The 17,790-nt window shown below is 65.0% G+C and carries 14 protein-coding genes; 6 read left to right on the top strand and 8 right to left on the bottom strand.

What is annotated here, in order from left to right; translation table 11 throughout:
• Position 1 precedes the first annotated feature (1 nt).
• From K9F62_00560 to K9F62_00545, 4 genes are all read right to left on the bottom strand, one after another.
• The gene (locus K9F62_00560; protein UJX41231.1) at positions 2-1,309 is read right to left on the bottom strand and encodes an FAD-dependent oxidoreductase; all 1,308 of its coding nucleotides are present in this window, start codon (positions 1,307-1,309) and stop codon (positions 2-4) included.
• A gap of 87 nt (positions 1,310-1,396) precedes the next feature.
• Positions 1,397-2,869 carry an FAD-dependent oxidoreductase gene (locus K9F62_00555; protein ID UJX41230.1) on the bottom strand — a complete coding sequence of 491 codons (1,473 nt, stop codon included), beginning with the start codon at positions 2,867-2,869 and terminating at the stop codon, positions 1,397-1,399.
• Positions 2,870-2,903: 34 nt separating this feature from the next.
• Entirely contained in the window at positions 2,904-3,818 is a 915-nt protein-coding gene (locus K9F62_00550) for an electron transfer flavoprotein subunit alpha/FixB family protein (GenBank protein UJX41229.1), read from the bottom strand.
• A 42-nt stretch (positions 3,819-3,860) separates the two neighbouring features.
• On the bottom strand, positions 3,861-4,589 hold the full coding sequence (locus K9F62_00545) for an electron transfer flavoprotein subunit alpha (GenBank protein UJX41228.1): 729 nt from the start codon (positions 4,587-4,589) through the stop codon (positions 3,861-3,863).
• 676 nt (positions 4,590-5,265) lie between these two features.
• Between K9F62_00545 and K9F62_00540 the strand changes: the two genes are divergently transcribed.
• Together K9F62_00540 and K9F62_00535 are read left to right on the top strand one after the other, a co-directional pair.
• Positions 5,266-6,135, top strand: coding sequence for a LysR family transcriptional regulator (locus tag K9F62_00540; GenBank protein ID UJX41227.1), 870 nt, complete (start codon positions 5,266-5,268; stop codon positions 6,133-6,135).
• 238 nt (positions 6,136-6,373) lie between these two features.
• Positions 6,374-7,048 carry a DUF47 family protein gene (locus K9F62_00535; GenBank protein ID UJX41226.1) on the top strand — a complete coding sequence of 225 codons (675 nt, stop codon included), beginning with the start codon at positions 6,374-6,376 and terminating at the stop codon, positions 7,046-7,048.
• A 196-nt stretch (positions 7,049-7,244) separates the two neighbouring features.
• Here the strand turns inward: K9F62_00535 and K9F62_00530 are convergent, their stop codons facing one another.
• From K9F62_00530 to K9F62_00515, 4 genes are all read right to left on the bottom strand, one after another.
• Positions 7,245-8,255, bottom strand: a complete 1,011-nt coding sequence (locus K9F62_00530; GenBank protein ID UJX41225.1) for an inorganic phosphate transporter — start codon at positions 8,253-8,255, stop codon at positions 7,245-7,247.
• On the bottom strand, positions 8,248-8,883 hold the full coding sequence (locus tag K9F62_00525; GenBank protein UJX41224.1) for a DUF47 family protein: 636 nt from the start codon (positions 8,881-8,883) through the stop codon (positions 8,248-8,250). The genes K9F62_00530 and K9F62_00525 overlap by 8 nt, the downstream gene beginning before the upstream one ends.
• Before the next feature lie 43 nt (positions 8,884-8,926).
• Positions 8,927-10,675 carry a PAS-domain containing protein gene (locus K9F62_00520; GenBank protein ID UJX41223.1) on the bottom strand — a complete coding sequence of 583 codons (1,749 nt, stop codon included), beginning with the start codon at positions 10,673-10,675 and terminating at the stop codon, positions 8,927-8,929.
• 734 nt (positions 10,676-11,409) lie between these two features.
• The gene (locus K9F62_00515) at positions 11,410-12,486 is read right to left on the bottom strand and encodes a TonB family protein (protein ID UJX41222.1); all 1,077 of its coding nucleotides are present in this window, start codon (positions 12,484-12,486) and stop codon (positions 11,410-11,412) included.
• Positions 12,487-12,983: 497 nt separating this feature from the next.
• Between K9F62_00515 and K9F62_00510 the strand changes: the two genes are divergently transcribed.
• From K9F62_00510 to K9F62_00495, 4 genes are read left to right on the top strand one after another with little or no spacing between them, the layout of a single operon-like run.
• Positions 12,984-15,065, top strand: a complete 2,082-nt coding sequence (locus tag K9F62_00510) for a TonB-dependent receptor (protein UJX41221.1) — start codon at positions 12,984-12,986, stop codon at positions 15,063-15,065.
• On the top strand, positions 15,053-15,634 hold the full coding sequence (locus K9F62_00505) for a hypothetical protein (GenBank protein UJX41220.1): 582 nt from the start codon (positions 15,053-15,055) through the stop codon (positions 15,632-15,634). The genes K9F62_00510 and K9F62_00505 overlap by 13 nt, the downstream gene beginning before the upstream one ends.
• Complete coding sequence (locus K9F62_00500; protein UJX41219.1) at positions 15,631-17,037, top strand: energy-coupling factor ABC transporter ATP-binding protein; 1,407 nt, start codon at positions 15,631-15,633, stop codon at positions 17,035-17,037. Before K9F62_00505 ends, K9F62_00500 begins: the two co-directional genes overlap by 4 nt.
• Positions 17,034-17,744 carry an energy-coupling factor transporter transmembrane protein EcfT gene (locus K9F62_00495; protein ID UJX41218.1) on the top strand — a complete coding sequence of 237 codons (711 nt, stop codon included), beginning with the start codon at positions 17,034-17,036 and terminating at the stop codon, positions 17,742-17,744. Before K9F62_00500 ends, K9F62_00495 begins: the two co-directional genes overlap by 4 nt.
• Positions 17,745-17,790 lie beyond the last annotated feature (46 nt).

Genomic DNA, 17,790 nt, shown 5'->3' with positions numbered 1-17,790 from the left:
CCTAAAGCGCCCTGGCGGCCTTGAGCATGTCCCCGAGGGCCGTAAGCAGCTTGACTTTCGAGCGCTTGAACGCACCGGCCGCCGTTGCCGCGATGTGTTTGCGGGGCGTGGTGTCGCAGCTGTAGATGTCGTGGAAGATGTCGGTGAGCAGCAGGCCGTAGTCCTGGTACATGCGCGGTACTTCCAGGAAGTTTGGCGCCTTGGCGTAGGTCTTCATGTCGGCGCCGACGAACGTGGCGCCCAGCTGCTTCTTGTAGTCGTCCATGTCCTGCTGGCCGTAGCTGCCGCGCTCAAACGCCTTGATGATGGTCTTGGCGGCGGCGATGCCGGAGCCGGCGGCCAGGTCCATGCCGCGGATGGTCAGGCCGGTGTTGAGCGTGAAGCCGGCGGCGTCGCCGATGATGAGGAGCCCCGGCCGGGCGAGGTCGTGGGCAGCCATAGCCGGGCCGTTTTCGATCGTCAGGTGGCAGCCGTATTCCAGCAGCTCGCCGTCGCGCAAAAGCGGCGCGATGGCCGGGTGGCCCAGGAAGTGGTCGTGCACCTCGCTCGACGTGAGCCCCTTGGCCTCCAGGTCGTCGAGGCGCAGCACCACGCCGACGCTGATCGACTCCTTGTTGGTGTACAGAAAGCCGCCGCCAGCCGCCGTCTTGGTGCAGTCGCCGACGAGCGCATAGGCGACCCCGTCGTTGCCGGTGACGTTGAAGCGGTCCTCGATGACCTTCTCCGGCAGACCGATCACGCTCTTGACGCCGACGGCCAGGTTCTGGGCCGGTTCCTTGGCGCGGATGCCGGCCTGCTGGGCGATAAAGGAGTTCACGCCGTCGGCGGCGACCACCACATGGGCGTGGAGTTCGTCCTCGCCGGCCTTGACGCCGACCACCTGCCCGTTTTCGAACAGCAGGCTGTCGACCCGGATGCCCGGCATCACCATGACGCCGGCATCCTCGCATTGCTCGGCCAACCATGCGTCCAGCTTGGCCCGCAGCACGGTCACCGCGTTGACGGGATCGGCCAGGCGCTGGTCCCAGTAGTCGACATTGAAGTGTGACGTCGGATTGAGGAAGGAGAGCACATTGCGCGTGATGCGGCGCTCCACCGGGGCCTCTCCGACAAAATCCGGGAAAACCTGTTCCATCACGCGGCAGTAGAAGATCCCTCCCGAGAGGTTCTTTGCGCCGGGCTGCCCGCCGCGTTCGATCAAAATGACTTGCTTGCCCGCTTGCGCCAGTTGGTGGGCGCAGACGGTGCCGGCCACGCCGCCGCCGATCACGATGACGTCGGCATCGACCTCGAGTGCTTCTTCAGGCATCAGGTTTCTCTCCCCAAAAACCGTCATTGGAACGGGTGGGCCGGGCCGCCCGGTTTCGCGCGGCCCGGCTTTCGAACGCTTACGGGATCAGAGCGCGCCGGCCTTGACTTTCTCGGCGATGTCGTCGGCCGACAGCCACCCCGACGTCAGGGCGAAGCCGTTGGCCGAACCCGGAATCGTCAGTTGGTAGCTTTCGCCGAACAGGCCGCCCGCGTCGCAACCGACGCTGTAGAGGCCTGGAATGACCCCACCATTGGCATCGAGCACCTGCATGTATTCATTGATCTTGATGGCGCCGACGCTGACCATGATGCCGGGTTCCATCTTGATGGCGTAAAAGGGCGCCCGATTGCAGGCAAAGAGGTACTTCGGGTCCTTGCGGTACTTCTTGTCATCACCGGCACTGACGTAGCCGTTGTACTCCTCGACTTCCGAGCGCAGCACTTCGGGAGCGACACCGATCTTGCCGGCCAGCGCTTCGAGGGTCTCTCCCTTGTGGACGTTGGTGCAGCTGCTATTTGCGGCGTCGGCCTCGAGTTCCCCCGGCAGATGGATCAGCTTTTCGTAGTTGCGGACGTAGATGCCAAGGCCGACAAAGTTGCCCTTGTTGACCAGCCTGTCGATGTAGTCCTGGTCGAGGATGCACCAGAACATCGCGTCCGGCAGGCCCACCATGAGGTCGCCGGCATTGCCGAAGTTGAGCCCCACGGTTTCGTTGGTGAAGCGCCGGCCGTACTTGTCGACCCATAACGAGGGCTGCATGCCGGCGTTGTTGACGTGGCTGGTGACGGTCTTGTCGCGCATCAGGGGAAAGAACAGCATGGTGCCGATATTGGAGTTCTCGACGGCGCCGACCTCCTGCATCATCTTGAGGCCGTCGCCGGTGTTCCCTTTCCCGCCGGCGTTGATGACATGCTCGCCGATCTTGAACTTGCCGTACTTGTTGATCAGCGCGGGATTGGCGGCATAGCCGCCGGAGCCGACCACGACGGCCTTGGCCCCGAGCCTGACGGTCTCGCCATCGGCGTCCTTGGCGACCACGCCCTTGATCTTGCCGTCCTCGCCCCGCAGGATCCTGGTTGCGGGGGTGGACAGGAAGATGTCGACGCCGCGGCGGCGGGCGTCCGCTTCGAGCAGCTCGAGCACATGCGCGACCTCGCCTTCGGGCAGGTGCCAGGTGACGAGTTCGCCGGGCTGCTCGGGCGCGGTGATGGTGACGTCCTCGTAGACGGCTCCCACCTCGTCGCGCATCTTCGTGATGGTGGTGGCGGCGTTCTCGACGAAACGGTTCACCAGCGCCGAATCGCAGCGCCAGTGCGAGTAGTCGATGTAGGCGGTGTAGGCTTCCTGCTTGGTGACGGTGATGCCGCGCTTTTTCTGCTCGTCGGACTCGAAGGCCGCGTGGCCCTCGGCAAAGGCCGAGCTGCCGCCGAGCTGCTCTTCTTTTTCGAGCACGGCGCAGGTCAGACCGTTCTTGGCGGCCTGCACAGCGGTCGACAGGCCCGAGCCGCCGCCGCCGATCACGATGACGTCGTAGTGGGAATCGAACTCTTCAGCCATGTCACATCTCCTCCTGGCTTGGTTTGACTGGACGTTATTTGCCAAGGGCCGCCTGCAGGGCGGGGACGACCTCGTAGAGATCGCCCACGATGCCGAAGTCGGCGGCCTTGAAAATCGGCGCGTCGGGGTCGTTGTTGATGCCGACGACGACCTTGGTCCCCCGGATGCCTTCCAGGTGCTGCGGGGCTCCCTGGATGCCGACGGCGATGTAGAGCCGGGGCGTGATATGCTGGCCGGACCGGCCCACATAGCGCTCCTTTTCGACCCAGCCCAGGTCGTCGGCCACGGGCATGCTGCAGCCGATTTCGGCGCCGAGGGCCGTGGCCAGGCCCTGGATGAGCGTCAGGTCGTCCTTTTTCTTCAGGCCGCGTCCGACCGAGACGACCACGCTGGCCTTGGTGATGCCCGCATCGGCCCCGGCGGCCGGTTCGATCTTCTCGAGCGTGATGTCGGCGACGCCAGTCGCGGCGACCGTCTCGATGGGAGCGGGGGGGCAGGGTGCCTGCGCGACGTCGTCTCCGGCATAGAAGGTGACCACGGGCCCGGCGGAGGCGATCGTCTCGATGACCCTGCCGTCCAGGTCCGCGCGTTCCACAAGGGTGTCCTCGCCGTCGGCCGACAGCTTCAGGCCGCGCGGAATCATGGCTGCGCCGAGGTTCGCCGCGGTCGCGCCGGCAAGGACGCGGCCCGCGGCGGAGGCGTTGGCGACGACCGCTCTGGGCGCATCGGCCGCGATAAGTCGGGCGACCGGGCCGGCGTAGGCCTCGGCCGGACGCCCCTGTTCCGTCTCGATCCACTTCACCGCGTCGGGGCCGGCGACCGCGACGGCCTCGGCCAGGGCGCGCGGTCCGACCACGGCCGCGATGACCTTCCCCCCCAGTCCCTTGGCCGCGGCCACCAGGGCGGGCGTGGGCTTTTCCTCTGTCACGATGATCCATGCCTCGTTCATTGGGCCTCTCCTTTCTCGTTGTCCGCGTAAGTCTCCGGCATGCTACAAGACCCCCTCGCCCCGCAGGGCGTCGACGAGCTGCGCGGCAGCTGCGGGGGGCTCGCCCTCGAAGAGGCGGGCAGCAGTGGTTTCGGGCAGCCTGGTGGCCCGGCTCGCAACCGTCTCGGCGTTGCCGGCGCTGATGTCGGCGAGAGTCAGCTTGCCGATGGGGCGCTTGCGGGCCATCAGCTGCTCTTTCATGCCGGGAGCCTTTTTTTCGGGGGATGCGGCGCTGACCGCGACGACGGCCGGGGCGGCAAGGCTTAGGGTCTGCACGTCCTTGCCCAGCTTGCGGGTGATGCGCACGCGCCCGTCGGCGGCTTCGGCGCTGTCGACGTGGGCGACGGCCGGCCAGCCCAGCAGTCCGGCCAGGGCCACGGGGACGCCGGCGTATTCCTCGGAGTCCCCGATCGCGACGATGTCCACATCGCCGATCTTCCTGACGGCGGCGGCGATGATCGCCGCCGTGGCGGCATTGTCCACGAGGTTGGGCGCGTCGGTGATCGAGACGGCCTGCTTCACGCCGCGCGCCAGGACCCAGCTGGCGTCGCCGTCGCCGATGGTCAGGCCGATGACCTCTCCACCGTCCGCAATGGCCTTGGCGGCCTCGAGCGCGGCGAAATCGTCCTCGCCGGGGCTCATCTTCGCGTTGCGCCAATCCACGGAGCCGTCGTTTCTGACGGCCGCGTCCTTGGCATCCCTGGCCCACTTGTAAACAATGACTGTTTTCATCCTTGCTGATGCCTCCATGGCGAAAGCCAATATGCAGGTTGCTCTCGTGATTTCGTGATGAAAGTGACGTTTTGTACGGACGGATGCTTCTATAAAAACGTACACTGTCCAGGTTTGTCCTTAGCCATTGGTGTAAAAGTGCTAGCATGAATTGTTCGTTGCAGTCCTATACTTTGTGTGATAGTGATTTATTCACGAGCATTATTAATTGTTTTATTGTCATTGATAGATTCAATTTATGAATTGCCGACGGCTGCACCTTCGCCACGGTGCAGCCGTCTTTCGGGGGGGCAGGAGTATGGACGTTCAAAGAGGCGCGTTGCGGCCGGGCCGATGTTGGCGTCAGCCGCAATCGAGGCGCAGCCTTGCCGCGCCGCACTGTGATGGTGGATTCTTCCCGGCCTCTTCCCGGTGCCGGGCGCGCCTCGAGGCGGGCGTGCATCCTCCCGTGTCCGCCCCGGCACGCGGCAACCGGGCCACGCCAGCGGGCGGCGCGGCGGCCTTGTGTGTTTTTGCCCCCGGGCGTATCGCTGAAACCCTTGGGTATTGAGCAATCCGCGGTTGACCGGAGGTACTTTTTCGGGGGCTGCGGGGAAGGAAACCGTTTTACGAGGGGAATTTTTGTCTATTTGATTGTGAAAAAATGCACATAAAATAGAGAATCACGGAGGTTGCGATGTTTGACTTTCGTCAACTGCGCTGCTTCATTGCTGTCGCCCGTCATTTGCATTTTAATCGCGCGGCAAATGAACTCCATATTACGCAGCCATCATTAACGCACACGATAAAACAACTTGAGGAGATTCTTGGCGTTGTCTTGTTCGAGCGAACGACACGCACGGTAAGACTCACGGCGGCGGGACGCGCTTTTTATAAAGAGGCCCTTCACATGCAGGAGCAGATGGAATTGGCCTGCCAGGCCGCCAGGCGGGCCGCGCAGGGCGAGCAGGGCCGTTTGACCATCGGCTTTGTGACGACAGCGATCCTGTGTGACCTCAAGCGCATGATCCGCCTGTTTCACGAGCGGTTTCCGCACGTCGAGCTGGTGCTGCGGGAGATGCTCATCGGTGAGCTTCTGGACAAGTTGCATTCGGATTCGCTGGATTTGATCTGCAGCGACGGGGAAGTGCTGGATGACGCTTTTGAATCGCATCCGATCGCGTCCCCATCGTGGGTCCTGGCGGTGCATCGTTCGAATCCATTGTCATCCTGCCGCGCGCTGACCCTTGCCCAGACCATGGAGCAACCCTTTGTCGTGGCTACCGACCATCCGGCGCACAATCTGCAGCGGAAAATGATCCAGGCGTGCCAGAAGGCCGACTTTACTCCGGCCATACGGGAATGCGCCGACAGCGTGCCCTGTGCGGTGGCTCTGGTGGAGGCGAAGCTGGGGGTGGCCATGGTCTACAATATTCCGACCTGCCGCCCGGCCGACGTGGTCTACAAAAAGCTCGTGGACAGCGACATGGAGGACGTGCGTATGCACTTGTGCTGGCGTCGTGGGGAGTTGAGTCCGGCGGCGGCCAATTTCGTGCAGTTGAGCTAGGGCCTGGTCCGATCCGCGTCGCCGGAAGGGCGCGAGGGGAGGGGGCTCATGGCGGCAATGGAAGTTCATGCGGGCCGCCTCCTGTCCAGCTCCGGAAACTTCCCAATGCTGCGCCGCGCCGCCGTCCCTGGCCCAAAGGGGCCGTTTTCCCGGAAGCGGGCCCGGGACGGCTTTGCAACATGGCCTTTTTCTGGCATTTTCAGGGCGGAGGCATGTCGCCCCGTGCAAGGAGTTTCCCATGCTGCCCGCTCCGCTCCATTTTCTTTCTCCACGCCGCCAAGAATACCTGACAGGCCTGCTCGACCATTACCGGCCCGTGGCCTGGGGGATGTCCCTTTTAAGCGAAGCCCTCAAGCACGCCATCACCAAGCGTCCGGACAAGGGGTTTCGCGTCCTGACCGGCGAGATCGACACCCTCGAGGCCGAGGCCGACAAGGTCAAACGCCGCATCCGTAACCACTTGCCCGTCGCCTGGCTCATGGTCGTCGACAAGACGCTCTTCCTGGACTACACGCGCCGCCAGGACAATATCCTCGACGCTGTCCAGGAAGCCACGACCTGGCTCGCCTTGTCCCCCCTCGAAGTCCCCGCGGCCCTGGCCGAGGCCCTGACGATCAGCGTCGCCGAAGCGGCCGAGACCGTGGTCCTGCTGCATGCGGCGCTCTCCGCGACCATGGACGGCATTCTCCATGGCCGTGGCGATCGCGGCACCATCAAGGCCAATATCCAGGCCGTGCGCCAACAGCATCTGAAGGTGGTCAAGGCCAAGCGCGGCCTGATCGCCGCCGCCTACGCCTCGGACATGGATTTCGGGGCCGTCTACCGGATCATCCGCTTCGTGGAATACGTCTTCCGGGCCAGCCATAACGCCGAAAGCTGCGCCGATATCCTGCGCGCCATGCTGGCGCGTTAGGGGAGGAGGAGGGAAACAGTGCGAGAGGGGAACCCTTTTTGAAAAAAGGGTTCCCCTCTCGCGCTCTCCCTTCCCCAAAACTTTTAACGGTGACCAGCTGTTATCGTTGAGAGTCTTTGGAAGGGGGGCCCGGGGGGGAGAACCTTTCTGCAAGAAAGGTTTCCCCCCGGTTCCTTTTCTCCGCTTCTCTTCCCCATTACCGGGCGATGCCGGTGATGGACAGCAGCCAGTAGCAGGCCGCCGAGGCCAGGGCCGCCGCCGGGATGGTCATGACCCAGGCCACGACCAGCCGGCCGGCCACGCCCCAGCGCACGGCGGACAGGCGTTTGGACGCGCCCACGCCGATGACCGTGGTGGAGATGGTGTGTGTTGTGGAGATGGGCGCGCCGAGGACCGAGGCCCCGCTGATGACCATCGCCGCCGCCGTTTCCGCGGCAAAGCCGTGAATGGGTTCGAGCTTGAAGATCTTGTGCCCCATGGTCTTGACGATCTTCCAGCCGCCGGAGGCCGTGCCGAGGCCCATGGACGCGGCGCAGGCGAGCTTGACCCAGAAGGGCACCGTCATTTCCGGAATCGTTCCGCCCAGGAACAGGGCCAGGGTGATGATGCCCATGGTCTTCTGGGCGTCGTTTAAGCCGTGGCTTGTGGCCATGAAGGCCGAGGACAGGATCTGCAGCTTCTTGAAGACCCCGTTGACCCTGTGCGGCGTGCTGCGGCGCACCAGCCACGACAAAAGCACCATGAGCAGGTAGCCGGCCCCGAAGCCGGCCAGGGGCGAGAGCACCAGCGGCAGCAGGACCTTGTGGGCGATGGAGCCGTAGCTTGGCGTATCCCAGCCGCCGTAGGCCACGGCCGCGCCGATGAGTCCGCCGACCAGGGCGTGGGAGGACGACGAGGGCAGCCCCCAGTACCAGGTGAGAATATTCCAGAGGATGGCTCCCATGAGCGCGGCCAGGACCACGCCCTGGCTGCCGGACACCACCTCGGGCCGCACGATGCCGCTGCCCATGGTGTGGGCCACGGCCGTGCCCAGAAACGCGCCCAGCAGGTTCAGGACGCCGGCCATGCACACGGCGGTCAGCGGCGAAAGCACCTTGGTGGAAACAACCGTGGCGATGGCGTTGGCGCTGTCGTGGGCGCCGTTGGTGAAATCGAAGAGCAACGCGATGGCGACCACCGCCACGAGCAGTACGGGAATATCAGGCATTCTTGAGCACCACGCCTTCGAGCACGTCGGAAAGGGATTCGGTGCGCTCGACGGCCGCCTCGATGCGGTCGAACAGGTGCTTCCATTTGACGATTTCGAGAATGGCCTGATAGCCGGCGCTCTCCTCCCCGCCGTCGTACAGTTCGCCGATGCCGACCATGATCAGGGTTTCGCACTCGTGCTTGAGGCCTTCGATCTTGAGGAACTGTTGTTCGGCCTGCTTGTTTTGGCGCATGTGCACGAGCACGGCCCCGATTTCCTCGATCATGGCCCGCAGGTTGCTGATGATGCGCCGGGCGGGATACCGGATGCGGTCGAAACCGAAAAGCCCCACCCGCGAGGCGATGGCCTTGATGAGGTTCAGGATGTCTTCCTGGGTGAGGTTGATCTCGTGGATGTCCTCGCGGTCGATGGGCGTGATGAAGGTAAGCGAGAGTTCCTTGGCGATGCGCCGGCTGATGGCGTTGCCTTCGGATTCGATGATGGTGATGCGCCGGCAGCGATCTTCCACGTCGTCGAAAGTGGTGAACAGTTCGTCGAGGATGATCGCCGCCTTGACGAGTTTACGGTGTTGCTCGGTAAACAGGTCGTAGAATTTCACGGACCTGGGAAACAGGCTGAACCCCATGGCGTCTCCGCTTTTTTGGCTGCTTGTAGGGGGAAACCGTGCGTCAGGCCGGTTTCCCGAAATCGCGCTGCTTCGCGCCGGCCAGGGGCAGGCGCACCACCCGGGTGGCCCCGTCGAGCAGCGCTTCCCCGCCGTACGGAGACAGCTCCGCCACGGGCAGGACAATGTCGAGATTGGCCGGACCCCTGAAACGCACTTCCACACAGTCCTGCTCCCGCGTCACGCTGACGGCCACTTCCACCGCGTCCGGCGTCTGGGACAGCAGCGAGCCGAAAGCCCGCACCATGGCCTCGTGTCCGGCCAGCACGGGGAAGGCCCCGGTCGGCGCGTTTTCCAGCCACGCCGTCACCTTCTTGGCCCGAAACAGCGGCGCATGGGTCGCCATGGCCTGCTTGAGGGCGGACAGCACGTCGCTGGCCGCGGCGGCCCTGGCGGCGGCATAGCGGTCGCGGGCGGCGGCCAGGAGATCGTCGATGATGGTCTTCATGTCGTCGGCGGCGCGAACCACCGCGTCGAGCGCCTTGGCCGGAGCCGCTTGCGTCGCCGCGTCCGTTCCCTGCGCCCCGTCCGGCGCGTCGGGTGACTGGCCGGGCGTCTGGTCGGTGAGCATGGTGAGCGCCGTCTCGGCGAAGCCGCGCACCTTGGTCAGGGGGGTGCGCAGGTTGTGGGAGGCGTCGATGACGAAGTCGCGGAAAATGCGGTCCATGGTCGCGGCTTCGGTCACGTCGTGAAAGGTGACCACGCGTCCGGACGTATGCGCTTCGCCGGGCAGGGCCGCCACGGTCACCTCGGTCACCCTGCCGTTTTGCAGCTCGAAGCGGCCCACGCGCTGCGCCGTGCCGCCCTCCGGGTCGAAGGCGGCCAGGGCGCGCTCCACGCACAGCGGCATGCCGGCCTCGAGGGGCGAGCGGCCGACGAGGTCGGCCTTCTTGGGAAACATCTCCCGCAGGGCGCGGTTGGCGGCCACGATGCGCTCGTCGGCATCCAGGATGGTCACCCCTTCGGCCATGCTCTCGAACACCGCTTCCTGGCGCTGGCGGTGTTCCTCGATTTCCCGGACATGGTCGCCGATGCGCTCGGCCAGCACGTTGATGGCTCCGGCCAGGGGCGCGAAATCCCGGGCCGGGACGATGTGGATGCGCCGGTCGTAGTGGCCCCGGCCCACGGCCGCGACCACGTTGGCGATTTCGCCGATGGAGCGGGACATGCTCCGGGCCAGGCCGAAAGCGGCCACGCCCCCGGCCAGGAACACCAGGGCCAGCACGGCCAGCAGCCCGTCGCGAAACCGCGACAGCTCCCCGCCAAGGGCCGACACTGGCAAAGCCAGTCGCAAAATGCCCGCCGGCACGCCGTTGCCGCCGGCATAGGCCTTGGCCACGTAGACCATGTCGCGGCCGAGCGTTTTGCTTTTGCGCACGTCCTGGCCGACGCCGCCGGCTGCGGCCTGGAGCACCTCGGGCCGTCCGGCGTGGTCCTCCATGGCGGGAACGCCCGCGGCGTGCACGGCCGAATCGGCCACGACCCGGCCGGAGACGATGTAGGTGAAGCGAAGCCCCAGATGCGCGCCGAGGGTATCGGCGAACTGGGCCAGTCCGGACTCGGTCTCCAGGGCCGGTTCCCGGGCCAGCAGGAAGGTGACCATGTCCAGGGAGGCCTTGGCCCGTTGCTCCGCCTCCTCCACCAGGGCCCTTTCGGCCCGGTTCGTGACGAAGATGAAGACCCCGCACAGGACCAGCAGGAAAAATCCCCAGGTCCAGAGGAGAAAGTGCAAGCGGATGGAACGGTTGGCCATACGTGATCCTTGTGTGGCGAAACCATCGCGACGTTATGACGATTTCGTGACGCAGAGATATAGGCGGCCAGGGCTTCGGGGGCAAGGGGCAACGTGGGTCTTCCTTGCCGGGGCGGGCGTTGCGGCGGGGCGATGCGGCACGGCGCGTGCGTGATGCGGGAGGCGTCTGGCGGCGGCGATCGCGCCGGGTACAAATCCTTGGCCCGGTTTCAGAGACATTTTGGGCGAGGTACAGAATTCTGTACGCGCCTGGGGGCCGCCTTCGCTGGCCTATTGTCTAGTTCCGATTCTAACCTGCCGTAAAAGAGACGTAAAAATGTTTAAAATGCCGGATGCGGCATCCTGGCACGGAGCCTGCTAGAGAGAAAATATCCTTCCTCTCAACAACACTTTTTGGAAAAAGGCTTTTCGGGTGGCTCCCGAAAAGCCTTTTTCATTTTGGTCGTGGGCCTGCCGCCGCCGAACGTGCGTTTCCGGGCCTTCCCGGGGGGGAGCGCCGCGTTTGACGCGACCGGCTTTCCGGCCGGACCGGGCCTCGGGGCGCTCGCGGCCTGCCAGGGGGCGGGTATAAAATCCTGAACATGGTCGCCGCCGCAGCGGCGGTTCGGGGGCCGGGTGCGCCGCGCTGCGCAGGCCCATGCCCCCCTTCGTGTCGCCGTGACCGGTGGGGACGTGTCGGTCTGGCGCGCGGGCGCGTGTGGCCTTGCCCGCAGGGCGACATTGCCGGGGGCGGGTCAGTCCAGCTTGAACCGGATGGTCAGCAAGGCGCGGCAGGGCACGGGGTGGCCGCCTCGTTTGGCCGGGAAAAAGGTCGAGGCCCTGACCGCCACGAGCGCCGAACGGGCGAAATCCAGGCTGGTCTGCCGGACCACCTCGGCATTTTGCAGTTCCCCGGCCGCGTTGATGAAAAGCCGCAGCACCACCGAGCCTTCCTCGCCGTCGATCCTGGCGTTGCCGGGATAACGGGGCAGGGTGCGATGCCGAAACATCGGGCCGTCGCCCGTGCCGAACGCGCCCACATATTCGCCGCCGCCCCCGCCGCCGGGGCCCGCGCCGCCGGAGCCTCCCGTTCCCGGACCATGTCCCGGTCCCTTGCCCCCTTCCTGGCCGCCGATGCCCGGCGCGCCTTCTCCGCTTCCCAGACCCGTTCCCTGACCATGCCCGCCTGAAGCGGCCACGACCGGCGCGGCCGCCGGCGCTGGTTCCGGCCGCACCTGGCGCGCGCTGTGGCGGGGGGGGCGTCTGGCGGCCGGCTTGGTTTCAGGCCGCGCCTTGGGCGTCGGTTCCGGCCTGGGTTTGGGCGCGACTGCCGGTGCCGGTTGTGGCGTGGGAGGAGTCGGCGCTTTTTCCGGAGAGGGCACGGGCGTGGCCTGCTGCGGCGGGGGGCTCGTTTTCTCCTCCTGCGCCATGGCCTGCGGTTTGGCGGCGTCCGGGGGGGAAGTGACCGCTCCGGCCGGTCGGCCATCGCCGCCGCCGGGCAGTTTCCCGTCTCCGCCGCTCCCGCCCGGGCCGGCCAGGTCGCCGAGGGTGAGCTCGACCACGGTTTCAAGCGGCCGCTCTTCGTGGGTGAGGGTGAACACCCCGGCGGCGGCCAGGGACACCAGCAGCACGGCATGCAGTCCAAGCGACAGGGCGAGCCATAGCCAGGGCGCTTCGTTGCGGCGCGGTTTGTCCGTGGCCGCATCGAACAGCGTGCACCTTATGATTTCCAGTTCCTCCAGGCTGCACTGCTCGCAGATGACCGGCCCCGCATCCAGGAAGGCCGCGTCTTGTTCCATGTCTTGGAGGATGTGCTCGGTATAGTGTTCCATAGCGTACTGCGCGGGGAAAGACGATGATCCGTCCAGTTGAATGGAAAACACGTTGAAGTATCACGATTATTTAAAAATCGTGTACTATTGCTATTTTTGAAACCTTCCCCTAATGGACTGCCGATGTCAAGATATGCTCCTGTAGTGCTGTTTTGTTCCTCTTTTTGCCGAGAGGGTATTTGAATTATAACGTCTGCTTTTTTGGACATACCTTACTGTCATGCATATAAGAATAATCGTGATAGTAGGCACAGCAGTCGTCAGTGCGTCAGGCGTTTGTTTTCAGGGTTTCGTAGCCGTGGATGGAGCGCGGCGGGTGCGGTGCATCCCGCGGCGTGGGTCTTAATCGGCGGCAAACAAAAGCGGTCGGCCGCCGGCATACAGGGCCGGTCGGGCGGGGCCGCGCGGAGGAGCGAGGGGCCGGATGGCGCGTCGCGTCGTTCGGTGATGGCAGGGATTCAACGGGCTTGCGGATGCGGGCCGATCACGGGGGGAACATGAAGCGTTTCATGGTCATGGTACTGTTTGCGGGCGTGTGCTTGGCACCGTCGTTGTCCGCCGGGCAGCAGTCGGGGGAGGCGGACACCCGGATGAACGACATGGTGGTCACGGCCACGCGCACCGAGCAGCCGATGAAGGACGTGCCCGGCAGCGTCACCGTCATTACTAGGCGGGAGCTCAAGGAAATGCCGGTCCAGACCGTGGACGAGGCCCTTTCCTACATCTCGGGGGCCAACGTGTACCGGCCGAGCGGGGTGTTCAGCTTTAAATCGGTGGTGTCGCTGCGCGGGCTCGGCAACGAGCAGGGCCGCACATTGGTGCTCATCGACGGCGTGCCCCAGAACAGTTCCGACATGGGCGACGTGAACTGGAACCGCATCAACCTCGAGGACATCAAGCGCATCGAGATCCTCAAGGGCCCGGCCGCCGCGATCTACGGCAACAACGCCATGGGTGGCGTCATCAACATCATCACCGAGAAGCCGACCAAGGTCGCCTCGGCCTCGGCCTCCACCACCTACGGCACCTACGACGACTGGCAGGTGCGGGGCGTGGCCGCCTTGCGCACCTCCGAGGAGCCCAAGGCCCTCTATCTGCGGGCCTCCGCCCGGTACCACAACTCGCCCGGCTACATGGCCACGCCGAGCGACGAGCAGACGCCCTTTTCGGTCAATTCCTTCATTCGGGAAAAGACGCTCAACATCAAGGCCGGCTGGGACATCAACGAAAGCAACAACCTCGAGTTCCAATATACCAAGGATAACCAGAAGGCCGGCGAGGGTACGGAATACTTCGCCTACGACGGCAAGCACCGCGGCTACGACACCGACGCCTGGCAGGGCAAATTCACCGGCTCCTGGGGCGGCTGGTCCACGGTGATAAACGCCTATTTCCAGGATGTGCATTACGACCGCACCAATGAATCCTGGTCGGACTACACGAACCTCGACAGCTACAGCCGCACCGATTCCAAGGTTGATCGCAAGAACTACGGCCTGCTCACCAACCTGTCCAAGGTCGTGGGTTTCAACACCTTCACCGTGGGCTTCGACTACAGCCTCGGCATCATGGACGGCACGGATTATTACCGCACCGATCCCCTCTTCGCCACGGACTACGGCAAGATTCGCAGTTACGGCCTCTTTGCCCAGGACCAGCTCAAGTTCCTGGACGACAAACTCATTTTCCTGGCCGGCCTGCGCTACGACAACGCCACCACCTTCGACGGCCACTACGACACGAACATCGCCAAGCTGAGCAAGTACACCGAGTATTATCCCGATCATACCTGGGACGACTGGAGCCCCCGCGCTTCGGTCAAATACTTCTTCCTGGACAACCTCAGCGCCTACCTATCCTACGGCCACGCCTTCCGCGCCCCCCTGCTCGACGACATGTACCGTACGGGCAAGATGAAGGGCGGCTCCAAGATCTCCAATCCGTCGCTCGGGCCGGAAAAACTCGACACCTACGAGGTCGGTTCGGACTGGCAACCGCTGGAGAACGTGCGCCTGTCGGGATCGGGCTACTTTTCCGTGGGGCGTGATTTCCAGTCCTATGTGACGGTCCTCCCCGGCATCTTCCAGAAGCAGAACATCGGCGAGGTGCAGATCTGGGGCATGGAACTCAACGGCGAATGGGATCCGTTCAAGTTCCAGGGGATCGACGTGCTCAAGCGGTTCACGCTCTTCGCCAACTACACCTTCAACGATTCCCGGGTGGCCGACTTCCCGGGTCGTCCCGATCTCGTGGGCAAGCTGTTGCCCTATGTGCCGCAGAATTCGTTCAATGGCGGTTTCAATTGGCTCAACAAGTACGTCAACGCCAAGTTTGCCGTGCAGTACGTGGGGCTCATGTACGGCGACGACCTCAACTCCGACGCCAACATCATTCCGCCCCACGCCCTGGTCAACGCCAAGCTCTGGCGTAACCTGGATTTTCTGGGCGGCTACGGCAAGAACTTCACCGTGTCGCTTTCCGGCGAGAACCTGCTGAATCACCAGTATGTCGACGCGCACAACCCCAACACGCTCAATCCCGGACGGATGCTCTTCATGGAACTGTCATGCAAGTTCTGAAAAAGCGCGGTCTGACCACGGCCCAGGTCGTTTTCTTCGCCTCCATGGTGGCGCTGGATTTCGGCTGGGGCATGGTGTTCAAGACCGCGCTGCAACTGACGACCATCCACGCCGTGGCGCGGCTGGAAATGGTCGTCTCGGTCATGCTCATGGTGATAACGCGGCTGATGCTCGACCGCTTCGGCACGCTTATCGCCTATGAGCTGGCCTGGGGACTCCTGGCCGCCGCCTTCATGCCGGCGGCCGGGGGCGACCCCGGTTTCATGAAGCTCGTGCCCGCGCTCGTCCAGGGCGTGGTGTACGACGCGCTTTTCACCTGGCTTCGGAGCGTCATGCCGCGGGGGCGGACCTACGTGGCCATGCTCGTCGGCGGGCTCATCGGCCCGAGCGCCGCCATGGTCGCGCGCGTGGCCATGGGCATGCCCTGGGCCACGGCCTCGCAAGTCCTTTTCGGCATCTCCCTGGTCACCTCGCTTGGCATCAACGCCCTTGGCGTGTGGCTGGCGCTTACGGTCTGGAAACGGGTCGGCGGCCTTCAGGCCGTGGCCATGCTGCGATTGGCGCCATGATCGAACTGGGGGGCGTCTCTTTCGTGCCGGCCGGCGCGGACAGGCCCATCCTTGCCGACGTGAGCCTGCGCATCGCGCCGGGCGAGCGGGTGGGCATCGTGGGACCCTCCGGCGCGGGCAAATCCACCCTGGGCTATCATCTGTGCGGGGCGCACCGGCTGGCCCTGGCCGGCGAGACCACGGGGATGCTGCGTTTCGACGGCGCGGATGGCGCGGACGGCGCGCCGTGCGGCTTTGCCGGATTGGTCGGCCAGAACCCCGAGGCCCAGCTTTTTTGCCGCACGGTCTACGAGGAGCTGGCCCTGGCCCTTCGGGTGCGCGGCCGGGACGAGGCGTCTTGCGCCGCCGTGGCCGATGCGCTCCTTGACCGCTACGCCTTCGGCGCGCGCCGCGATGCGCCCGTGTCCCGGCTGTCCCTTGGCCAAAAGCAGCTGACCGCCGTCATGTCCATGCTGGCCATGGAGCCCAAGGTGCTGCTTCTCGACGAACCCACGAGCTACCTGGACGCCGCCGCCGCGGACCGGCTCTTCGCCCATCTGGGCCGTTTGTGCCGCTGCCACGGCTGGATCGTCCTTGTCATCGAGCACGACCTGGCCCGGCTGTCCGGCTTTGCCGAGCGCGTGCTGTCCGTGGCCGACGGCAGGCTCGTCGACGACGGTCCGTTCATGGCCCGCGCCGCCCGGGACAATCCGGCCGAGGCAGTTGTCCTGCCGCCCTTTGCGCCGATCGATGCCGCCAGGGAGCCGGCCGTGGTCTTTTCCAATCTTTCCTTCGGCTACGCCAAAGAGGAGCCGGTGCTGCGGGACGTCGATCTGGTCGTGCGGCCGGGCGAATCCGTGGCCCTGCTCGGCGCCAACGGCGTCGGCAAATCGACTCTGCTGCATCTGGCCAAGGGGCTTGCCAGGCCAGGCTCCGGCGCGGTCCGTCTCGGACCCGGGCTCACCCCGGCGCGCGACGTGGGGCTCATGTTCCAGAATCCCGAGGACCAGATTTTCGCCCACACCGTGGAGGCCGAGTGCGGCTACTGGCTGGCCAACCTGGGGGTGCCCCGCGAGGAGCTGTCCCGGCGCTGCGGGGATATCCTGGCGAATCTCGGCCTTGCCGGCATGGCCGAGCGGGCGCCGTTTTCCCTGAGCTTCGGCGAGAAGCGCCGGCTGTGTCTGGCCGCCATCCTCGTGGCCGGGCCGGCCGTGTTGTGCCTGGACGAGCCCACCACAGGCCTCGACGACGCCAACATGGCCCATATGGCCGGGATCGTCCGGCGTCTGGCCGGGGAGGGCAGGGCCATCCTGTTCGCCACCCACGAGGACGCCTTCGCGGCCATGGCCGCCACGCGCTGGGTGCGCCTCGAAAACGGTCACGTCGTCTCCGACGGCCCAAACCCCCATCTCGCAACGCCATGATCGCCACGCTCAAACGCTCCTCGGCCCTGGGCAAGTGCTTCTTCGCCCTGTCCCTTTCCGCCTATGCCTTTTATTGCCAGGACTGGCGGGTGCTGCTCGGCCTGATCGTCCTTCTGGCCGGGGCCCTTGCCGTCTCGGGGGACTGGGACAAAAGCGTGTGGGTGATGTTCGTGGTCTTTGCCGCCTCGCTGCCCACGCTGCTGTTCATTTTCCTTCTCGGCGGCGTGGAAAAGGCCCCCACCTGGCGCGAGGGCGTGCTCCTCGGCCTGTCCTGGCTGTCCGTTTTTTCCCTGCGCCTTTTTCTGCTCGTTTTGGCGGACATCCTGGTGGTCAAATGGACGACCTTTTCCGACCTGCTCCTGTCCCTGCGCGGCCTGCGTCTGCCGGGCAAGGCCGTGCTTTTCGTCTCCACCCTGGCCACCATGGTCCCGAACGTCTTTTCCCTGGCCATGCACGTCATCACCGTGCAGCGCTGCCGGGGCTTTACGCCGAAGCGTCTGGTCAACCCCAAAAACTTTCTGCCGCTTTTCGTGCCGGTCTTCCTGGCCCAGGTGAAGCGTTCCACGGACCTGGCCCTGTCCCTCGAGATGCGGGGCATTTCCGGCGATGCCCTGGCGCGCGGGGCCAGGGTCCGGCTCACGCCCGGCGACGCGTTGTTGGGCGTTGCGGCGATTCTTATCTGGTTTCTGGGCCGTGGCTGGGCTTGACGCCACCTGCCCTTGGTGCTGCGATAATAACCCGGCCGCGCAGCAG

Origin of the sequence: Desulfovibrio sp. JY, assembly GCA_021730285.1 — a bacterium.
Classification (GTDB): domain Bacteria; phylum Desulfobacterota; class Desulfovibrionia; order Desulfovibrionales; family Desulfovibrionaceae; genus Solidesulfovibrio.
The sequence above is the reverse complement of the archived record's forward strand: the minus strand, read 5'-3'. Positions and strand labels throughout refer to the sequence as shown.

What these genes read in the sequence shown, in the direction of transcription:
- K9F62_00560 (UJX41231.1), bottom strand. Translation starts at nt 1,309, where the DNA reads ATGCCTGAAGAAGCACTCGAGGTCGATGCCGACGTCATCGTGATCGGC.
- K9F62_00505 (UJX41220.1), top strand. Translation starts at nt 15,053, where the DNA reads ATGCAAGTTCTGAAAAAGCGCGGTCTGACCACGGCCCAGGTCGTTTTC.
- K9F62_00500 (UJX41219.1), top strand. Translation starts at nt 15,631, where the DNA reads ATGATCGAACTGGGGGGCGTCTCTTTCGTGCCGGCCGGCGCGGACAGG.
- K9F62_00535 (UJX41226.1), top strand. Translation starts at nt 6,374, where the DNA reads ATGCTGCCCGCTCCGCTCCATTTTCTTTCTCCACGCCGCCAAGAATAC.
- K9F62_00540 (UJX41227.1), top strand. Translation starts at nt 5,266, where the DNA reads ATGTTTGACTTTCGTCAACTGCGCTGCTTCATTGCTGTCGCCCGTCAT.
- K9F62_00495 (UJX41218.1), top strand. Translation starts at nt 17,034, where the DNA reads ATGATCGCCACGCTCAAACGCTCCTCGGCCCTGGGCAAGTGCTTCTTC.
- K9F62_00525 (UJX41224.1), bottom strand. Translation starts at nt 8,883, where the DNA reads ATGGGGTTCAGCCTGTTTCCCAGGTCCGTGAAATTCTACGACCTGTTT.
- K9F62_00530 (UJX41225.1), bottom strand. Translation starts at nt 8,255, where the DNA reads ATGCCTGATATTCCCGTACTGCTCGTGGCGGTGGTCGCCATCGCGTTG.
- K9F62_00550 (UJX41229.1), bottom strand. Translation starts at nt 3,818, where the DNA reads ATGAACGAGGCATGGATCATCGTGACAGAGGAAAAGCCCACGCCCGCC.
- K9F62_00520 (UJX41223.1), bottom strand. Translation starts at nt 10,675, where the DNA reads ATGGCCAACCGTTCCATCCGCTTGCACTTTCTCCTCTGGACCTGGGGA.
- K9F62_00555 (UJX41230.1), bottom strand. Translation starts at nt 2,869, where the DNA reads ATGGCTGAAGAGTTCGATTCCCACTACGACGTCATCGTGATCGGCGGC.
- K9F62_00510 (UJX41221.1), top strand. Translation starts at nt 12,984, where the DNA reads ATGAAGCGTTTCATGGTCATGGTACTGTTTGCGGGCGTGTGCTTGGCA.
- K9F62_00515 (UJX41222.1), bottom strand. Translation starts at nt 12,486, where the DNA reads ATGGAACACTATACCGAGCACATCCTCCAAGACATGGAACAAGACGCG.
- K9F62_00545 (UJX41228.1), bottom strand. Translation starts at nt 4,589, where the DNA reads ATGAAAACAGTCATTGTTTACAAGTGGGCCAGGGATGCCAAGGACGCG.